This is a genomic window from Rhodococcus sp. SB1D, from assembly GCF_048573875.1.
Taxonomy (GTDB): Bacteria; Actinomycetota; Actinomycetes; order Mycobacteriales; family Mycobacteriaceae; genus Rhodococcus_F; species Rhodococcus_F qingshengii.
This window is the reverse complement of the sequence record NZ_JBMAIQ010000001.1, coordinates 860,086-876,487: the sequence shown is the minus strand read 5'-3', so window position 1 is coordinate 876,487 and position 16,402 is coordinate 860,086. Positions and strand designations below refer to the sequence as shown.

15 protein-coding genes are annotated in these 16,402 nt (G+C 63.1%); 2 read left to right on the top strand and 13 right to left on the bottom strand.

From position 1 onward, the window contains the following. Position 1 precedes the first annotated feature (1 nt). From ACN50D_RS04170 to ACN50D_RS04155, 4 genes are all read right to left on the bottom strand, one after another. Positions 2-991 carry a malate dehydrogenase gene (locus ACN50D_RS04170; protein ID WP_042452093.1) on the bottom strand — a complete coding sequence of 330 codons (990 nt, stop codon included), beginning with the start codon at positions 989-991 and terminating at the stop codon, positions 2-4. 66 nt (positions 992-1,057) lie between these two features. Then, the gene (locus tag ACN50D_RS04165) at positions 1,058-1,687 is read right to left on the bottom strand and encodes a hypothetical protein (protein WP_007732974.1); all 630 of its coding nucleotides are present in this window, start codon (positions 1,685-1,687) and stop codon (positions 1,058-1,060) included. Continuing rightward, entirely contained in the window at positions 1,677-2,948 is a 1,272-nt protein-coding gene (gene hisS / locus ACN50D_RS04160) for a histidine--tRNA ligase (RefSeq protein WP_030536851.1), read from the bottom strand. Before hisS ends, ACN50D_RS04165 begins: the two co-directional genes overlap by 11 nt. A gap of 15 nt (positions 2,949-2,963) precedes the next feature. Beyond that, positions 2,964-3,644 carry an MBL fold metallo-hydrolase gene (locus ACN50D_RS04155; RefSeq protein ID WP_007732970.1) on the bottom strand — a complete coding sequence of 227 codons (681 nt, stop codon included), beginning with the start codon at positions 3,642-3,644 and terminating at the stop codon, positions 2,964-2,966. Between the two features lie 195 nt (positions 3,645-3,839). Here ACN50D_RS04155 and ACN50D_RS04150 point away from each other — a divergent pair, with 195 nt between their 5' ends. Next, the gene (locus ACN50D_RS04150) at positions 3,840-4,721 is read left to right on the top strand and encodes a peptidylprolyl isomerase (protein ID WP_003943303.1); all 882 of its coding nucleotides are present in this window, start codon (positions 3,840-3,842) and stop codon (positions 4,719-4,721) included. Continuing rightward, complete coding sequence (locus tag ACN50D_RS04145; RefSeq protein ID WP_370333875.1) at positions 4,721-5,533, top strand: peptidylprolyl isomerase; 813 nt, start codon at positions 4,721-4,723, stop codon at positions 5,531-5,533. Before ACN50D_RS04150 ends, ACN50D_RS04145 begins: the two co-directional genes overlap by 1 nt. 52 nt (positions 5,534-5,585) lie before the next feature. Here the strand turns inward: ACN50D_RS04145 and ACN50D_RS04140 are convergent, their stop codons facing one another. The 9 genes from ACN50D_RS04140 to ruvC all read right to left on the bottom strand — a co-directional run bounded on the left by ACN50D_RS04140 (position 5,586) and on the right by ruvC (position 16,288). After that, positions 5,586-7,997 (bottom strand): RelA/SpoT family protein, encoded by a 2,412-nt coding sequence (locus ACN50D_RS04140; protein WP_003943344.1) that lies wholly within the window; start codon positions 7,995-7,997, stop codon positions 5,586-5,588. A 98-nt stretch (positions 7,998-8,095) separates the two neighbouring features. Then, positions 8,096-8,674 carry an adenine phosphoribosyltransferase gene (locus ACN50D_RS04135; RefSeq protein ID WP_007732962.1) on the bottom strand — a complete coding sequence of 193 codons (579 nt, stop codon included), beginning with the start codon at positions 8,672-8,674 and terminating at the stop codon, positions 8,096-8,098. Then, a complete protein-coding gene (locus ACN50D_RS04130) occupies positions 8,671-10,401 on the bottom strand; it encodes an ABC transporter substrate-binding protein (protein WP_070160287.1) in 1,731 nt (576 codons plus the stop codon). Before ACN50D_RS04130 ends, ACN50D_RS04135 begins: the two co-directional genes overlap by 4 nt. 2 nt (positions 10,402-10,403) lie before the next feature. Next, the gene (gene secF / locus ACN50D_RS04125) at positions 10,404-11,627 is read right to left on the bottom strand and encodes a protein translocase subunit SecF (RefSeq protein WP_007732958.1); all 1,224 of its coding nucleotides are present in this window, start codon (positions 11,625-11,627) and stop codon (positions 10,404-10,406) included. Beyond that, positions 11,624-13,345, bottom strand: a complete 1,722-nt coding sequence (secD, locus tag ACN50D_RS04120; protein WP_007732956.1) for a protein translocase subunit SecD — start codon at positions 13,343-13,345, stop codon at positions 11,624-11,626. Before secD ends, secF begins: the two co-directional genes overlap by 4 nt. Positions 13,346-13,542: 197 nt before the next feature. Further along, positions 13,543-13,890: a preprotein translocase subunit YajC gene (gene yajC / locus ACN50D_RS04115; protein WP_003943339.1), complete on the bottom strand. Its 348-nt coding sequence runs from the start codon at positions 13,888-13,890 to the stop codon at positions 13,543-13,545. Positions 13,891-14,028: 138 nt separating this feature from the next. Beyond that, positions 14,029-15,126 (bottom strand): Holliday junction branch migration DNA helicase RuvB, encoded by a 1,098-nt coding sequence (ruvB, locus tag ACN50D_RS04110; RefSeq protein ID WP_003943304.1) that lies wholly within the window; start codon positions 15,124-15,126, stop codon positions 14,029-14,031. Next, positions 15,123-15,722 (bottom strand): Holliday junction branch migration protein RuvA, encoded by a 600-nt coding sequence (ruvA, locus tag ACN50D_RS04105; protein WP_007732953.1) that lies wholly within the window; start codon positions 15,720-15,722, stop codon positions 15,123-15,125. Before ruvA ends, ruvB begins: the two co-directional genes overlap by 4 nt. After that, positions 15,719-16,288, bottom strand: a complete 570-nt coding sequence (ruvC, locus tag ACN50D_RS04100; protein ID WP_003943325.1) for a crossover junction endodeoxyribonuclease RuvC — start codon at positions 16,286-16,288, stop codon at positions 15,719-15,721. Before ruvC ends, ruvA begins: the two co-directional genes overlap by 4 nt. Positions 16,289-16,402: the final 114 nt, after the last annotated feature.

The following is a 16,402-nucleotide window of genomic DNA, read 5'->3' as shown; positions in this document are numbered from 1 at the left end:
CTCAGACGAAGCCCAACTCCCGCACCGCCGCACGCTCCTGCTCCAGTTCGCTGACGGACAGGTCGATCCGTTCGCGTGAGAAGTCGTCGATCGCGAGGTCGGGCACGATAGCGAACTCGCCATCGGCACAGGTCACAGGGAAGGAAGAGATCAAACCTTCGGGCACTCCGTAGGAACCGTCCGAACAGACGGCCATGGATACCCAGTCGTCCTCGGCGGTACCGATCACCCAGTCGCGGACGTGGTCGATCGACGCGCTGGCCGCACTCGCCGCAGAGGACGATCCCCGTGCAGCGATGATGGCGGTGCCTCGCACCTGCACAGTCGGGATGAAATCGTTCTCCACCCAGTCGCGGTCGTCGATCACCGCGAGTGCAGGCTCACCTGCGACAGTCGCGTGGGACAGGTCCGGGTACTGCGTCGCCGAATGGTTTCCCCAGACGGACACCTTGCGCACCGACGACGCACGAACCCCGGTCTTCTTCACCACCTGCGCGATCGCTCGGTTGTGGTCGAGACGCGTCAGTGCACTGAACCGAGTATCGGGCACATCCGGTGCATTGTTCATCGCGATGAGTGCGTTGGTGTTGGCCGGATTTCCCACGACCAGCACCTTGACGTCCGAGGCTGCGTTGTTGTTGATCGCCTTCCCGTGGGCTGTGAATATCGCGCCGTTCGCACTCAGCAAGTCGGCACGCTCCATCCCCTTGCTCCGCGGACGTGCGCCGACCAGCATCCCGACGTTCGCGCCGGAGAAGGCGACATCGGGATCGTCGGTGATGTCGATGGAGCTCAGCAACGGAAATGCGCCGTCTTCGAGTTCCATCGCAACGCCTTCGGCAGCGGACACGGCGGCAGGAATCTCGAGCAGTCGAAGTTTGATCGGGACGTCAGCGCCGAGCATCTCCCCCGCAGCTATGCGGAAAAGCATTCCGTATGCGATCTGACCCGACGCTCCGGTTACCGTGACGGTTACGGGCGCAATACTCATTGCCGACTCCTCACCTGCCGTTTTCACGACTGTCCGTTCTACAACGCTGTAAGAACGGTTTCCACGCTAGTCGAGTAAACCGGCCACTTCGTGGTCTGTCAGTGTGGTTCTCGGCACTCGTCCCTCCGCCGTCACGAGTTCGACGGCGCGGTAGAGCGGACGCTCGGCGAGTCCGGCGCCGCGGGCTTCGGCACGCAACTGTTCGATCAGCACCGAGGACAACGCGGCAGCCGGTACCAACTCGCTGGCCGCCAGCGCGTCGGCGAGCTTGCGGAGTGCAAGGATCTCCAACTCGCGCCCACCCCCCGCGGTATACAGCGCGAGCGGGATCCGCACGGTGGACCGTCCGTCGCCGAGCGTCAAGCTGACTTCGCTGATCCGGCCGGATCTCACCGTCAATGCCGCCGTGAGTACCTCGGCCACGTCGACGACGTTGGTTCGAAAACCAGCTTGCGCACGAACTCTGTTGCCGTACAACGTGATGTGCCGGCGCAGCGTCATCAGGATCGCAAGTGACGTCGGCACCGCGATGACGGCACCGACGATCACTCCAACGGTCGCCGTCGAGAACACACTGACGATCAACCCGACGACCACACCGAACACCACGACAACAACGGCGAATTTCTTCAGCCGCGGCGCGATCAACGCCACGGGAACCAGATCGAGCGAAACCGGTTCGGCCTCAGTGCTCAACGAGTTCCCCGAGCTTGTCGACAACCTGGTCGAGCGCCACTGTCTCCTGCTCACCTGTTGCCAACTGTTTGACAACGACAACGCCCTCTTCGAGTTCACGCTCGCCGAGAACCAAAGCGATCGCGGCACCCGAACGATCAGCTGCCTTCATCGAGCCCTTCACGCCACGGTTTCCGTACGCCAGGTCGACGCGAATCCCATTGGCACGCAACTGATGTGCGATCTTCACCAGTGCAGCCTTCGCCTCGGCACCCATCGGTACACAGAAGACGTCGACACGCGCCGGTGGCGCAACGGACTTGCCCTCGGCCTCGAGCGCGAGAACCGTGCGGTCGACGCCGATTCCGAACCCGATGCCCGAGAGCGGCTGTCCACCCAGCTGTTCCATCAGACCGTCGTAACGACCACCACCACCGATTCCGGACTGCGCACCCAGTCCGTCGTGCACGAATTCGAAGGTTGTCTTGGTGTAGTAGTCGAGGCCGCGGACCATGCGCGGGTTGACGACGTACGGAACGCCCAATGCGTCCAGGTGCGCTAGCACCTCGCCGAAGTGCGCCTTGCAGCTCTCGGACAGGTGATCGAGCATGAGCGGTGCGCCCGCAGTCATCTCGCGTACATCCGGGCGCTTGTCGTCGAGCACGCGGAGCGGGTTGATCTCGGCGCGTCGACGCGTGTCCTCGTCGAGTGGGAGTGCAAAGAGAAACTCCTGCAGCAGTTCGCGGTACTGCGGCCGGCAGGTGTCGTCACCGAGAGAGGTGATTTCGAGGCGGAAGCCGTCGAGCCCCAACGACCGGAATCCGGCGTCGGCGATCGCGATGACCTCCGCGTCGAGCGCGGGGTCGTCGATCCCGATGGCTTCGACGCCGACCTGCTGCAACTGGCGGTAGCGACCGGCCTGCGGGCGCTCGTAGCGGAAGAACGGGCCCGCGTAACTGACCTTGACCGGCAACTGTCCACGATCGAGGCTGTGCTCGATGACCGCACGCATGACTCCGGCGGTTCCCTCGGGACGCAACGTCACCGAACGGTCACCGCGGTCGGCGAATGTGTACATCTCTTTGCTGACGACGTCGGTCGACTCACCGACACCGCGAGCGAACAGGCCGGTGTCCTCGAAGATCGGCAATTCGATGTGGCCGTATCCGGCCAACCTCGCGGCGCGCGTCAAACCGTCACGAACGGCGACGAATTCGGCTGACTGCGGCGGAACGTAGTCCGGAATGCCCTTGGGTGCAGAGAAGGTGCTGGCTTTACTCACGAGAGGTACTTTTCCTTATTCTTGTGCGCTGAGTCCAACGAGAAACGGATTCGAGCTTCGCTCGGCGCCGATCGAACTGTTTCCGCCATGCCCGGGCAGGACCACTGTCTCGTCACCGAGTACCAATAGCTTGCGGGCGATCGAAGCGAGCAACTGCTCGTGATTTCCGCCGGGCAGGTCGCTGCGCCCGATGGAACCCTGGAACAGGGTGTCACCGGTGAACGCCAAATCCACGGGCCCGCTCTCGGTGTTCGCCTGGGTGCGGAACACCACCGATCCCTGCGTGTGCCCGGGTGTGTGGTCCACGACGAACGTCATTCCGGCCTCGGTGATCTTGTCTCCGTCGGCCAGTTCGATCACCTCGTCCGGCTCCACGAACGTCATGCCTTGAATGAATTCCTTCATCGTCGGGCCGATCCCCCGTGCCGGATCGCTGAGCATGTAGCGATCCTCGGGATGGATGTACGCGGGTACGGAATACCGCTCACAGACCTCGCGGGCCGACCACACGTGATCGAGATGACCGTGCGTCAGGAGGACCGCCGTGACCGACATGTCCTTGGAGTCCAGATATTCGAAGAGCGGCTCAGCTGCATCCTGACCCGGATCTACGACTACGCACTCGCACGCGTCGTCCTGAGCGAGTATGTAGCAGTTGGTTTGGAACATCCCGGCCGGAAAACCAGTGACGAGCACGGGGGCAACTCCTCTTCGAAGGGTGGAAACGAACAACACGCTGTCGGTTACAGCCTAAGCTGCTGCCCCGCCAGTAAGTTCTCAGGTTGCAATGGGAGACTCTGACGACGAGTAGAGCCGCTTGCCGAAGCCGACCCCCAGGGTGTCGCTCGGCCGGCCGACCACGATCCACCCGCGATACGGAGGACTACAGCAGTGCCGAGTAACGAGCAACGCCGCGAGGCGGCGAAACGCAAGCTCGAGCGTCAGCTCGAACGTCGCGCAGAACGTGCCCGCAAGCGCAAGCAGATGACGATAGCCGGAACTGCGCTCGGCGTGGTCGTCGTAGTCGGCGTCGTCGGTGGACTCATCTGGCTGAGCAATCGCAGTGACGACGACGCGAACACCACCAACACTGCTGCCGACGACTCGAGCCTCACGCCACAGACCGCGGGTGCAATGCCGGCCGGTCTGTCGACGCCACTGGCCGACACGGTTTCCTGCTCGTATCCAGCCGACGGCGCTACCGCGTCCAAGGCCAACAACCCTCCTCGTACCGACGGGATTCCCACCACCGCGCCGGACGCGACGCCGAGCATCAGCGTCGAGACCTCGCAGGGAAACATCGGGCTCACACTCGACGGAACGAAGTCTCCGTGCACGGTCAACAGCTTCGTGAGCTTGGCGCAGCAGGACTACTTCAACGACACCACCTGCCACCGCATGACGACGAGCCCCTCGCTCCAGGTGCTGCAGTGCGGTGACCCGTCCGGCACCGGCACCGGCGGACCGGGCTACGGCTTCGACAACGAATTCCCCACCACGGCGTATTCCACCACCGACCCGGCAGCGCAAGAGCCCGTCACCTACGCGCGCGGCACGGTTGCGATGGCCAACACCGGGGCACCCGGTAGCAACGGCAGCCAGTTCTTCCTCGTCTACGGCGACTCACAACTCCCCCCGCAGTACACGGTTTTCGGCACGATCGACGAAACCGGGCTCGCCACTTTGGACAAGGTCGCGGCCGGCGGATCGACGCCAGAGGGTGACGGCAAGCCGAATCTGACCACCGACATCAAGACAGTAAGGCTCGACTGATGCGACGTAATCCTGTGATGCGCTTTCCTGTAGTTATTGCCGCCGCCAGCGCCGCGGCGCTGCTTCTGGCTGGTTGTTCCAGTGATTCCGGTAGCTCGGACTCGCCGTCCAGCACCTCCAAGGCGAAGACGACAACGGCTGCCATGCCGCCGCTCGACATGTCACAGTTCGACGCACTCCCGCCTGTCCCGACTCCGGCCTCGGCGACCGTCGACTGCTCGTACCCGAGCGCGGCGGGTGCAGCAAAAACCGTCAATCCGCCGAACTCCACGGGTGTGTCCACCGAGGGAACCGTCAACGTCGCGCTCACGACTACGGCCGGCCCGATCGGGATGGAACTGAACCGGGCGGAAGCCCCCTGCACGGTCAACAGCATCGTGAGCTTGACCGAGCAGAAGTACTTCGACGACACCCCGTGCCATCGACTCGTCACCACACCCGGTCTACAGATCCTGCAGTGCGGCGATCCCTCGGGCAAGGGCACGGGCGGACCAGGCTATGGCTTCGACAACGAGTACCCGACCACTGCCTACCCGGCTAACGATCCGGCACTCTCCTTGCCTGCCGTCTACCCCCGCGGCACGCTGGCAATGGCCAACTCGGGTAAACCGGGCAGCAACGGCAGTCAGTTCTTCCTCGTCTACGAGGATTCGGTCTTGCCGCCCAACTACACGGTCTTCGGAAAGATCGACGACGCCGGCCTGGCGACGATCGAGAAGATCGCGGCCGACGGCGACGACGGTGGCATGGGAGCAACCGGCGGCGGTGCACCCAACACCCCGATCACCATCGAGACTGCAGTAGTCGCCTGACCCCCTGTGCACCTTTATTAACCGCCCGCGGTTAATAAAGGCGCACAGCAGTTTACGAGGCAGAGGTCACGCGGTAGACGTCGTAGACGCCTTCCACGTTACGAACCACGTTGAGAACATGACCCAAGTGCTTCGGGTCACCCATCTCGAAGGTGAACTTGCTGATCGCCACTCGGTCACCTGAGGTGGTGACCGAGGCCGACAGGATGTTCACCTTCTCGTCGGCCAACGCCTTGGTGACGTCGGAAAGCAACCGATGACGATCGAGCGCCTCGATCTGGATCGCGACCAGGAACACCGACGTCGCTGACGGTGCCCATTCGACGTCGATGATTCGCTCGGACTGATCGTGGAGCGAGTTGGCGTTGGTGCAGTCGGTACGGTGCACGCTCACCGCCCCACCGCGCGTGACGAAGCCCAGAATCGAATCGCCCGGAACCGGCGTGCAACACTTTGCGAGTTTTGCCACCGTGCCGGGTGCTCCGGGAACCAGAATTCCGGAGTCACCCGTACTGCGGGTGCGCACCGGCATGGTCGACGGCGTCGAACGCTCGGCCAGTTCCTCCTCGACGGCGCCGACGCCGCCCAGATGAGCAACCAGTCGCTGCACGACGTGGTGCGCCGACACCTGACTCTCGCCTACGGCCGTGTACAACGCCGAGACGTCGGGATAGCGAAGTTCGTGCGCGATCGTGCTCATCGATTCGGCATTCATCAACCGCTGCAACGGAAGTCCCACACGGCGGACCTCCTTCGCGATCTGATCCTTGCCGGACTCGAGCGCCTCCTCGCGGCGTTCCTTCGCGAACCACTGACGGATCTTCGCCTTGGCACGCGGCGAGACGACAAACGTCTGCCAATCACGGCTCGGCCCGGCGGTGGCAGCCTTCGACGTGAAGACCTCCACCACTTCGCCGTTTTCGAGAGTTCGTTCCAGCGCGACCAGTCGGCCGTTGACCCTGGCACCGATGCATCGGTGCCCGACCTCGGTGTGCACGGCGTATGCAAAATCGACGGGGGTCGATCCGGCAGGCAACGTGATGACGTCGCCCTTCGGTGTGAAGACGAAGATCTCCTTGACCGCGAGGTCGTAACGCAACGATTCGAGGAACTCCCCCGGATCGGCCGCTTCACGTTGCCAGTCGAGTAGCTGACGCATCCACGCCATGTCGTCGACCTCGGCGATGTCGCCCGCGTGCTTGCCCTTGGTCTCCTTGTACCGCCAGTGCGCGGCGATACCGAACTCGGCGGTCCGGTGCATGTCCTGGGTCCGGATCTGGACCTCCAGGGGCTTGCCTTCCGGTCCCACGACGGTGGTGTGCAGCGACTGGTAGACGCCGTAGCGCGGCTGTGCGATGTAGTCTTTGAAGCGTCCGGCCATCGGCTGCCACAGCGAGTGGACAACACCGACCGCGGCGTAACAGTCACGCACCTCTTCGCACAGAATGCGCACGCCGACCAGATCGTGGATGTCGTCGAAATCGCGGCCCTTGACGATCATCTTCTGGTAGATCGACCAGTAATGCTTGGGCCGGCCCTCGACGATGGCATTGATCCGCGAGGCGGACAGAGTCGAGTTGATCTCGGCGCGAACCTTGGCCAGATAAGTGTCTCGAGAAGGCGCGCGATCGGCGACCAGTCGAACGATCTCGTCGTACTTCTTCGGGTGCAGGATCGCGAACGAAAGGTCCTCGAGTTCCCACTTGACGGTCGCCATTCCGAGCCGATGCGCAAGGGGTGCAATGACTTCGAGAGTCTCACGCGCCTTACGTGCCTGCTTTTCGGGCGGCAGGAATCGCATCGTGCGCATGTTGTGCAGACGATCCGCAACCTTGATCACGAGCACGCGCGGGTCCCGCGCCATCGCGATGATCATCTTGCGGATGGTTTCGCCCTCAGCGGCGGTGCCCAGAACGACCTTGTCGAGTTTGGTGACTCCGTCGACAAGGTGAGCGACCTCGTCACCGAAATCCTTGGTCAACTCTTCGAGTGAGTAACCGGTGTCCTCGACGGTGTCGTGCAGCAGGGCTGCGACGAGGGTGGTGGTGTCCATACCCAACTCGGCCAGAATGCTTGCGACGGCCAACGGATGCGTGATGTACGGATCGCCGGACTTGCGCCGCTGGCTCGAATGTCTGTCCTCGGCGACGTCGTACGCACGCTGGAGCAGCGCGAGGTCGGCCTTCGGATACAGCTCACGGTGGAGGCTGACCAACGGCTCGAGCACCGGGCGGATGGTGGCGTTGCGCTGACCGGTGATGCGTCGAGCAAGCCGAGCGCGCACCCTACGGGAGGCGGAAGCGGGCACGGCCAGATTCTGCCCACCCCGATTGCCGGTAGTTTGCGCAGATCCCGAATCGTCGGGCACCGCGGACTTCGATGGTGTCGTCTCCGGAGCCGGAACTGCACCCGTCTCCTGCGACACTGCACCCGAGTTCTGTGATCGATCAAGATTCGACGTCATGTCGCCACCTCCTACCACCGAGTTGGTTGAGGCAACCGCCCTGCATCGGGTAATTGCCCTGGAGGTCTAACTCGACCCCCAGGAGACAACTTTAATACTCAGACCTTCACCAGTGATGTCAGTGGGTACTTCAAGAAGCGATCTCGACCGCGCAGTTCCTCGATCTCGAGCACCACTGCGACGCCGACGACGTTCGCTCCACCCAACTCGACCAACTGTACAGCCGCCTCGAGTGTCCCTCCGGTAGCCAGAACGTCGTCGATCACCAGAACATTCCGCCCCGTGAGATCGAAGCCGTTTGCGGGAATCTCGAGAGTCGAGGATCCGTACTCGAGGCTGTACGAACGAGAGAGCACCGGCGGCGGCAGTTTGCCGACCTTCCGCACGGCAACGACTCCCGCACCCATCTTCGCGGCCGCACCGGCACCGAGCAGGAAACCGCGAGCATCGACGGCGGCGATCGTGTCGGCGTCCGGAGCACAGGCGACAAGGGCATCGAGCACGGCCCCGAACCCCTCGGCGTCGGCGAACACCGGAGTCAGATCGGCGAACCGAACACCGGGACCGGGAAAGTTGTCCGCCCAGCGGGTCAGCCGAACAACGGCGTCACCGGCAGCCCGGTGGATTGCGATCAATTCTTCAGTCGTGTGCAAGGCAACACCATTCGAGACGCTCATCTGCGTAGTACCCATCTGTCCATGTTCCAGCCGGTAGCGGCCCGAGTCGGATTGACCAACACTGCCGACATGCCTGGAGCTACAGCGACAGTTCGTAGTTGATTGAACAGTGGAATCGTAGGCACCTGGGTCCACAGGATGTTCTCCGCCTCCACCGAGAGTCCCAATTGCGCACTCGTGCTCGCATCCACGTTCAACTGATCGATGATCTGATCGATCCTGGCATTTCCGTACGTACCGAGGTTTGCGCCGTTGCCCGATCGCAGCGCTCCGCGCGCGTCGATCATGCTCGCTGTTCCGCCTGCCCCGACTTTGCCTGCCATGCCGGAAAGCACAGCGTCGACTCCCCCGGACTGCAGACTCGCAGGATCGAAGCTGTCGGTACTCGCGTCCTCGATCGTAATTCCCGCCGGAGCACACGCGGCTTTCGCTTCAGAGACGATCTGCGCCCGCACCGGGTCCGGTGCGAGGTACCCGACCCGGACGGTCAACTGGTCGAGGTCGGCTTCCGACAACGACGTCTTCGCGGCATCGACGTCGGCATTGGCGTACCGGTCACCGTCGACCGCAGCGGCGTCGCTGTACACGAGTGAATCCGGCGCCATCAATCGCGAATCGACCACGCCGGAACCCAGACCAGCCTGCGGCGCGTTATCCGTCTGCCCGAACTTCTCGAACAGAGTTGTCCGCGGAACACAATGCGCGAACGCTCGACGGGCGGCTTCGTCGCCCAGCGAACCAGAGGTCGCGAGAACGAACTGCTCGATCGACCGCGACGGAATCTGTTGGACGTCGAACCCGGACGGAGTACCGAGTTCGCCAGCCGAGCCGGAAGCGACGTCGACTACCTCGATCGAGTTCTTGTCGAGATCCTCGGTCAGATTCACACCACGTGGCCAGACGACGATGCGATCGGTCGCAGGCTTGTTGCCCCACCACCGCTCGTTCGCGACCAGCACCAGGCCGTCGTCGGTACTGTACGAGTCGATTCGATACGGACCAGCGGAGGGCAGTACGGAGGTGTCCACCTGACCTGGAGTCAGGTTCCACCCGGTGTTCCAGAAGTCCGCGATCTTCGACAACGCTTCGGTGTCACCGGCATTCACCGCGCTCACCACGTCGCTGACACCCGTGCGCTGCGTCACGACGTGTGAAGGCATCAACGCAGTCGCACCGAACAACGACCGCCAATCGGTGAACGATCGCCCGGGTTTGAAGAACACCGTCGCGTCCTTCGCCCCGCTCTGGCAGTCGATCCGGTCGATGTCCGCGTATCCGAGATTGTTCGCCGTGTCGAACATGGGCTTCACGGCACCATCGACGTCTTCGGTGAACTTGCCACTCGACGCCGCCCAGGTGAGGACGAGATCGTCACAGGACATCGGAATCCCGTCGGAGTACACGGACGCCGGATTGAGCTTGTACGAGACCGTGAGCACGTCACCGGGCAACTCCGACGCCGTTCCGATGTCCGTGTCGGAGACAGGTGCTCCGGCCGGGCCGGTGAACGTGAAGCCGGGAAGCACCCGGCCGAACGCGGCCATCGCCCCGGACACCGATCCAGCTGTCGTGTTGGCGTTGTACGTGGAGATGGAGTTGTCGATGGCATATCCGATGGACGGAACCTGCTCGGCGCTTTCCGAGCAGGCCGCCAACGAACCCGCAGCCACAGCGGTGGCCGCAACGAACGTCATCGATCGAACCAGTGTGCGTGTTCTTGGGAGCATGTTCAGTGCCCCTTCTTGTTTCGCTTTCCGGTCGGCCGCGCACCCGGCTGCGGAGCAACCGGAGCACGGCGTGCAACTGGTGCGCCGACGGCAACCGTCTGCGTACCTTTCTCGGCCAGCGTAGCCCGGCGCGAGAGCACCTTACGAGTGTGCGCGGCAACGGGTCCCCAGCGTTCCTTCATCGACACCAGGAGCGGCGTCGCGAAGAAGATCGAGGAGTACGCACCCACGATGATGCCGACGAGCTGAACGAGCGCAAGGTCCTTGAGTGTGCCGACGCCGAGCATCCAGACCGCGACAACCATCAGAGCGATCACCGGGAGCACGCTGATGACGGTCGTGTTGATCGATCGCATCAAGGTCTGATTCACCGCGAGGTTGGCCTGCTCGCCGTACGTCCGGCGCGTCAGATGCAGAACACCACGGGTGTTCTCTTCGACCTTGTCGAACACCACCACGGTGTCGTACAGCGAGAAACCGAGAATGGTGAGCAAACCGATCACCGTCGCGGGCGTCACCTCGAAACCGACGAGCGAGTAGACGCCGGCGGTGACGATGATGTCGAAGAACAACGCAACGATCGCAGCTACCGCCATGTCCCGCTCGAAGCGGATGGCGATGTAGATACTCACGATCACCAGGAACACAATCAGCGCGATCAGCGCCTTCTTGGTGATCTGGCCACCCCAGGTTTCACTCACGTCCGCAAAACTGATGGCTTGCGCCGACGGGTTCCCGTTCTTGTCCTTGGGCTGGAACTCGTCGAAGAGAGCCGACTGAAGATCGTTGATCTGCGTCGCGTTCAACGTCTCCGACCGGATCTGCACGGTTGCGCTGGCACCCGAGCCGACTGTCTGCACGCTGACCGGTTCGAACCCGAGTGTGTCGGAGTAGACGGTTTCCACCGCCGACGTCTCGACTCCGCCCTCGGCCGGGAACTGAATGCGTGATCCGCCTTCGAAATCGATACCGAAGGTGAAGCCGCGCAGGATGATGCTCAGCAGCGCAATGGCGACCAGAGCGCCGGTCAGTCCGTAGTAGAAGCGACGCTTGCCGACGACCTCGAACGCACCCGTTCCGGTGTACAACCGCGAGAGCCAGCTGTGCTTGGGCATCGCGCCCTGATCGACGCCTGAGTCGGTGATCTCCGACCGGGCCGCCGCATCGGCGGACTCGGCGGCGGAACTGTTGGTGGACCCCACCGGGGAGTTGTTGGACTCGCTCATGCTCGTGTCTCCTTAGCCGACGCAGCGGCGGCAACCTTACGTTCGCGGGCAACCTCTTGCACTGCGCCGAGACCGTTGACGCTGGGCTTGGACCAGAACGCCGAACGGGACGCCATGCTGACCAGTGGCCACGTCACGAGGAACACGACAATCACGTCGAGAATGGTCGTCAGACCCAAGGTGAAGGCGAAGCCTCGCACCTGTCCGACCGCCAGCACGTACAGAACTGCAGCGGCGATGAAGCTCACCGCGTTGCCGGAAAGAATTGTTCGGCGTGCTCTTGCCCAACCGCGTGGCACCGCCGAGCGGAAGCTACGGCCCTCACGCATTTCGTCCTTGATGCGTTCGAAGAACACGACGAACGAGTCGGCGGTCATACCGATACCGATGATCAGACCAGCCATGCCGGCCAAGTCGAGCGTGAAGCCGATGTATCTGCCGAGCAGAACCATGATCGCGTAGACCATGACTCCGGAGAGAATCAGCGACAACGCCGTCAGGACGCCGAGCATGCGGTAGTAGACGAGGCAGTACAGCAGAACGAGAACGAGACCGACCGCGCCGGCGATCAATGCCGCCTGCAGTGAGGCCAGGCCGAGCGTGGCCGAGACCGTCTCGGCCTCAGAGGCTGCGAACGAGAGCGGAAGCGAACCGTACTTCAGTGTGTTGGCAAGTTCTTTGGCACTCTCGGCAGTGAAACTGCCCGTGATCGAGGTGGCGCTACCCGCAGGCGTTGCACCTTGAATCGTGGGAGCGCTGACGACCTTCGAGTCGAGCGTGAACGCTGCCTGCTTGCCGATGTTGGCTGAGGTGAACTCGGCCCAGGTGTTGCTGCCGGTCGTCTTGAACGAGAGGCTGATCTCGTGGCGCGACTGCTGCGAGTTGAAGACCGAAGACGCGTCGGCAATCTCCTGGCCGTCGATGATCGAAGGACCGAGGAGATAGATGTTCAGTCCGTCTTGCGAGCACGCGACCAGCGGCAGGGTCGGGTCGTCGTTTCCACGGAGCGGATCCGCGACGGAGCAGTCGAGGTTCGCCACTGCTTGCTGCTGCACTGTCGGATCGCTGCTCTGCCGGAGGGCGCGCGCTGCGGCGATTTCCGCTGCTGCTGCGTCGCCTTCGTCGGTGCCGTCGCTCGGAGCGTCCCCGGTGGGGGCCGGAGTCGTTGTCTGCGGCGCGGGCGTTGCCTCGGGAGTAGTCGGGTCCTGAGCCAGGAACGGACGGTTCTGCGGCGTCTGCGTCCCGTCAGCGGGTGCTTCGGGGGCCGGTGCATCAGTGGCCGGAGTTTCGGCCGCCGGCGCCTCGGGCGTAGCTGTCCGATTCGCGTCACGGGTGGCGACGTCGATCGAACCCGTCACCGGGCGGATGTACAGACGAGCGGTCTGGCCGAGCGAGCGAGCCTGCGCACTGTCGTCGCCGGGAACGGTGATGACGAGGTTGTCACCGTCGACAACGACCTCGGAACCGGAAACGCCGAGACCGTTGACGCGGGTCTCGATGATTTCCTGAGCCTGCTTGAGACTGTCCTGACTGGGAGCGCTGCCGTCCGGGGTACGAGCGGTCAACGTGACGCGCGTTCCACCCTGCAGGTCGATGCCGAGTTTCGGCGTGGCCGACTTGTCTCCAGTGAAGAACACGAGGGCATACAGTGCCACTACCAGGACCCCGAAAAGGGCCAGGTAGCGGACCGGATGCACCGTTCCGGTGGAAGGTGCCACGATCTTTAAGTCTCCTCGGTAGGTGCAGAGCTTCAGTAAGTGCACGGCTCGGGTGGTCGACGACCACCCGAGCTGCGGCGTTCGAACTGCAACGATTGATCAACGGGGTGAACTGAGCTGCTGGTGTAAGAGCGGACAAACCGATCTGGACGTGTGTCCGAGTTCGCAACTCTAGAACACGTACCAGTTCGACGAAGTCAGGACTCCTTGGTGAGCCGGATTTCGGTGTCGGCAGCAGACTCTTCGATCTCGGAAATCGAGTCGTCGTCGTACTCGTCGGTCTCGGTCGTCTCGACGACGCGCTCACGGATGACCAGACGCGACCAGGTGGTGATGACACCGTCCGCGATCTCGAGGTCCACGGTGTCGTCGTCCAGGGAAGCGATCGTGGCGTAGAGCCCGGCCGTGGTCTGCACCCGATCGCCGACCTGCAGCGAGTCCTGCATCTCGGAAGTCGCGGCCAAGGCCTTCTTCTGCTTGCGCATGCCCAGGAACATGGGCACCAGCAGTGCGAGGATCAAGAGGGGGAAAAGCAAACTCGACATGTGTTGATCAACCTCGGTTGTGTTGCACGTTTTACGCCGCGATGGTCCCGGATGGACCTACGCAATACACCAGTGTGCCATTAGTTGCTGAGGATTCCTGACAGATCGGCCGTTCAAGTAGGCCTTTCCAGTCGAAATTCACTCGCCGTTCGGATCGAACAACGTGGCCTGCGGTTCGTTGACACGAACCTCGATACCGCCCGCTGCGGCATCCGGCGGCGGTGTCATTCCGAGTTGAGTCCAAGCAGCGGCGGTAGCCACACGTCCTCGCGGCGTCCGGGCGATCATTCCGGCCCGGACCAGGAACGGCTCGCACACTTCTTCCACCGTCGACGGTTCCTCGCCGACGGCCACCGCAAGCGTCGACACGCCGACGGGCCCGCCGCCGAACGAACGCACCAAAGCACTCAGTACCGAACGGTCGAGACGGTCCAAGCCCAACTGGTCCACGTCGTAGACGGCCAAGGCCGCCTGAGCGACGTCCATGGTGACGATTCCGTCGGCGCGCACCTCGGCGAAGTCGCGAACCCGGCGCAGCAATCGGTTCGCGATACGCGGTGTCCCCCGCGAGCGTCGTGCGATTTCGGCACCGGCATCGACTTCGAGATCGACGCCCAGAATTCCGGCCGAACGCATCAGAATCTGTTGCAGCTCTTCGGGTTCGTAGAAATCCATGTGAGCGGTGAACCCGAAGCGGTCGCGCAACGGACCGGTCAGCGCACCCGACCGCGTAGTCGCACCGACCAGCGTGAACGGTGCAACCTCCAGAGGAATCGACGTGGCACCCGGCCCCTTACCGACGACGACGTCGACACGGAAGTCTTCCATCGCCAGGTACAACATCTCCTCGGCCGGACGAGCGATTCGGTGAATCTCGTCGATGAACAACACGTCGCCCTCGACGAGGTTGCTCAGCATCGCAGCCAGGTCTCCGGCGCGTTCGAGCGCCGGTCCGGACGTCAACCGCAGAGAAGAGCCCAACTCCCCCGCGATGATCATCGCCATCGACGTCTTGCCGAGCCCGGGGGGACCGGACATCAGGATGTGATCAGGCGTGCTGCCGCGAAGTTTTGCTCCGGTGAGCACGAGCTGCAGTTGTTCGCGAACACGAGGTTGACCGATGAAGTCGTCGAGACTCTTGGGGCGCAGACTCGCTTCGACATCACCGTCTCCCGCCACCAATTCGGCAGAGACCTGCGACTCGTCGTCGAAATCGTCGATCGGGTCGAAGTTCATCGAGTCTTACCGAGCAGCGACAGAGCAGAACGCAGTGCGACCGACGTGGTGGCCTCGGGCGATTCCGCCAGAACCGAATCCGTGGCCTGCTCAGCCTGCTTGATCGGGAAGCCCAGACCTTCGAGAGCCTCGACGATCTGATCACGGATCGAACTGCCGACGACGACACCGGACGCCGCGCCAGCCGTCGTCGCGACGGCGTCGACCTTGTCACGCAGTTCGACAACCATGCGCTCGGCGCCGCGTTTTCCGATACCGGGCACCCTCGTCAACGCCGTCAGGTTGCCTTCCGATAGCGCCCGCCGCAGCGCGTCCGGTTCGAGAACTGCAAGAGTTGCCATCGCCAGGCGCGGTCCGACTCCGGAAACCGTCTGCAGGAGGCTGAACAGGTCCTTCGACTCGGTATCGGAAAAACCGTACAGCGTCATCGAGTCTTCGCGAACGATCATCGTCGTGAACAGTCGCGCTTCGCTTCCCCGATGCAGTGCACCGAGAGTCACCGGGGTGGCATTGACCCGATAGCCGACACCTGACGCTTCGATGACCGCGTGATCGAGCGCAATATCGAGTACCTCGCCGCGTACCGACGCGATCATCGTGAACCTGCCTTCTTCGTCTCGGCCAATTTTGCCTGATACTTACGCATTTGTTCAGCGGCCATCGCCTCGGCGCGGGCCATCCGCTCGATCATCGGTGCTCGCCAGCAGTGACAGATCGCCAGCGCCAGAGCGTCGGCAGCGTCAGCCGGTTTCGGCGCCGTCTTCAAATTCAGAATTCGCGTCACCATCGCAGTGACCTGCGCCTTGTCGGCGTTACCGCTGCCGGTGACGGCGGCCTTCACCTCGCTGGGCGTGTGGAAACACACCGGAATGCCGCGTCTGGCGGCAGCGAGCGCGACAACTCCGCCTGCTTGCGCCGTCCCCATCGCGGTACTGACGTTGTGCTGCGCGAACACGCGCTCGATCGCGACCACCTCCGGCTTGTACTGCTCGATCCACAGTTCAGCCGCATCGGAGATCCGCAGAAGCCGAGAACCGAGGTCCATCTCGGCCGGAGTCCGCACCACGTCGACCGCAATGGGGCGCACTTTCCTGCCGTTGCTCCCGTCGACCACTCCCAACCCGCAGCGAGTCAAGCCTGGGTCCACTCCGAGCACGCGCACTTGTCACACCTCTCCATACCGAACAGCTGTTCGATAGCTTAGCGGTGCGCGGGACTACTACCCCGCATCAACACGCAACCCGGCCCGGACGCGGACGTCAGGGCCGGGTTGAGT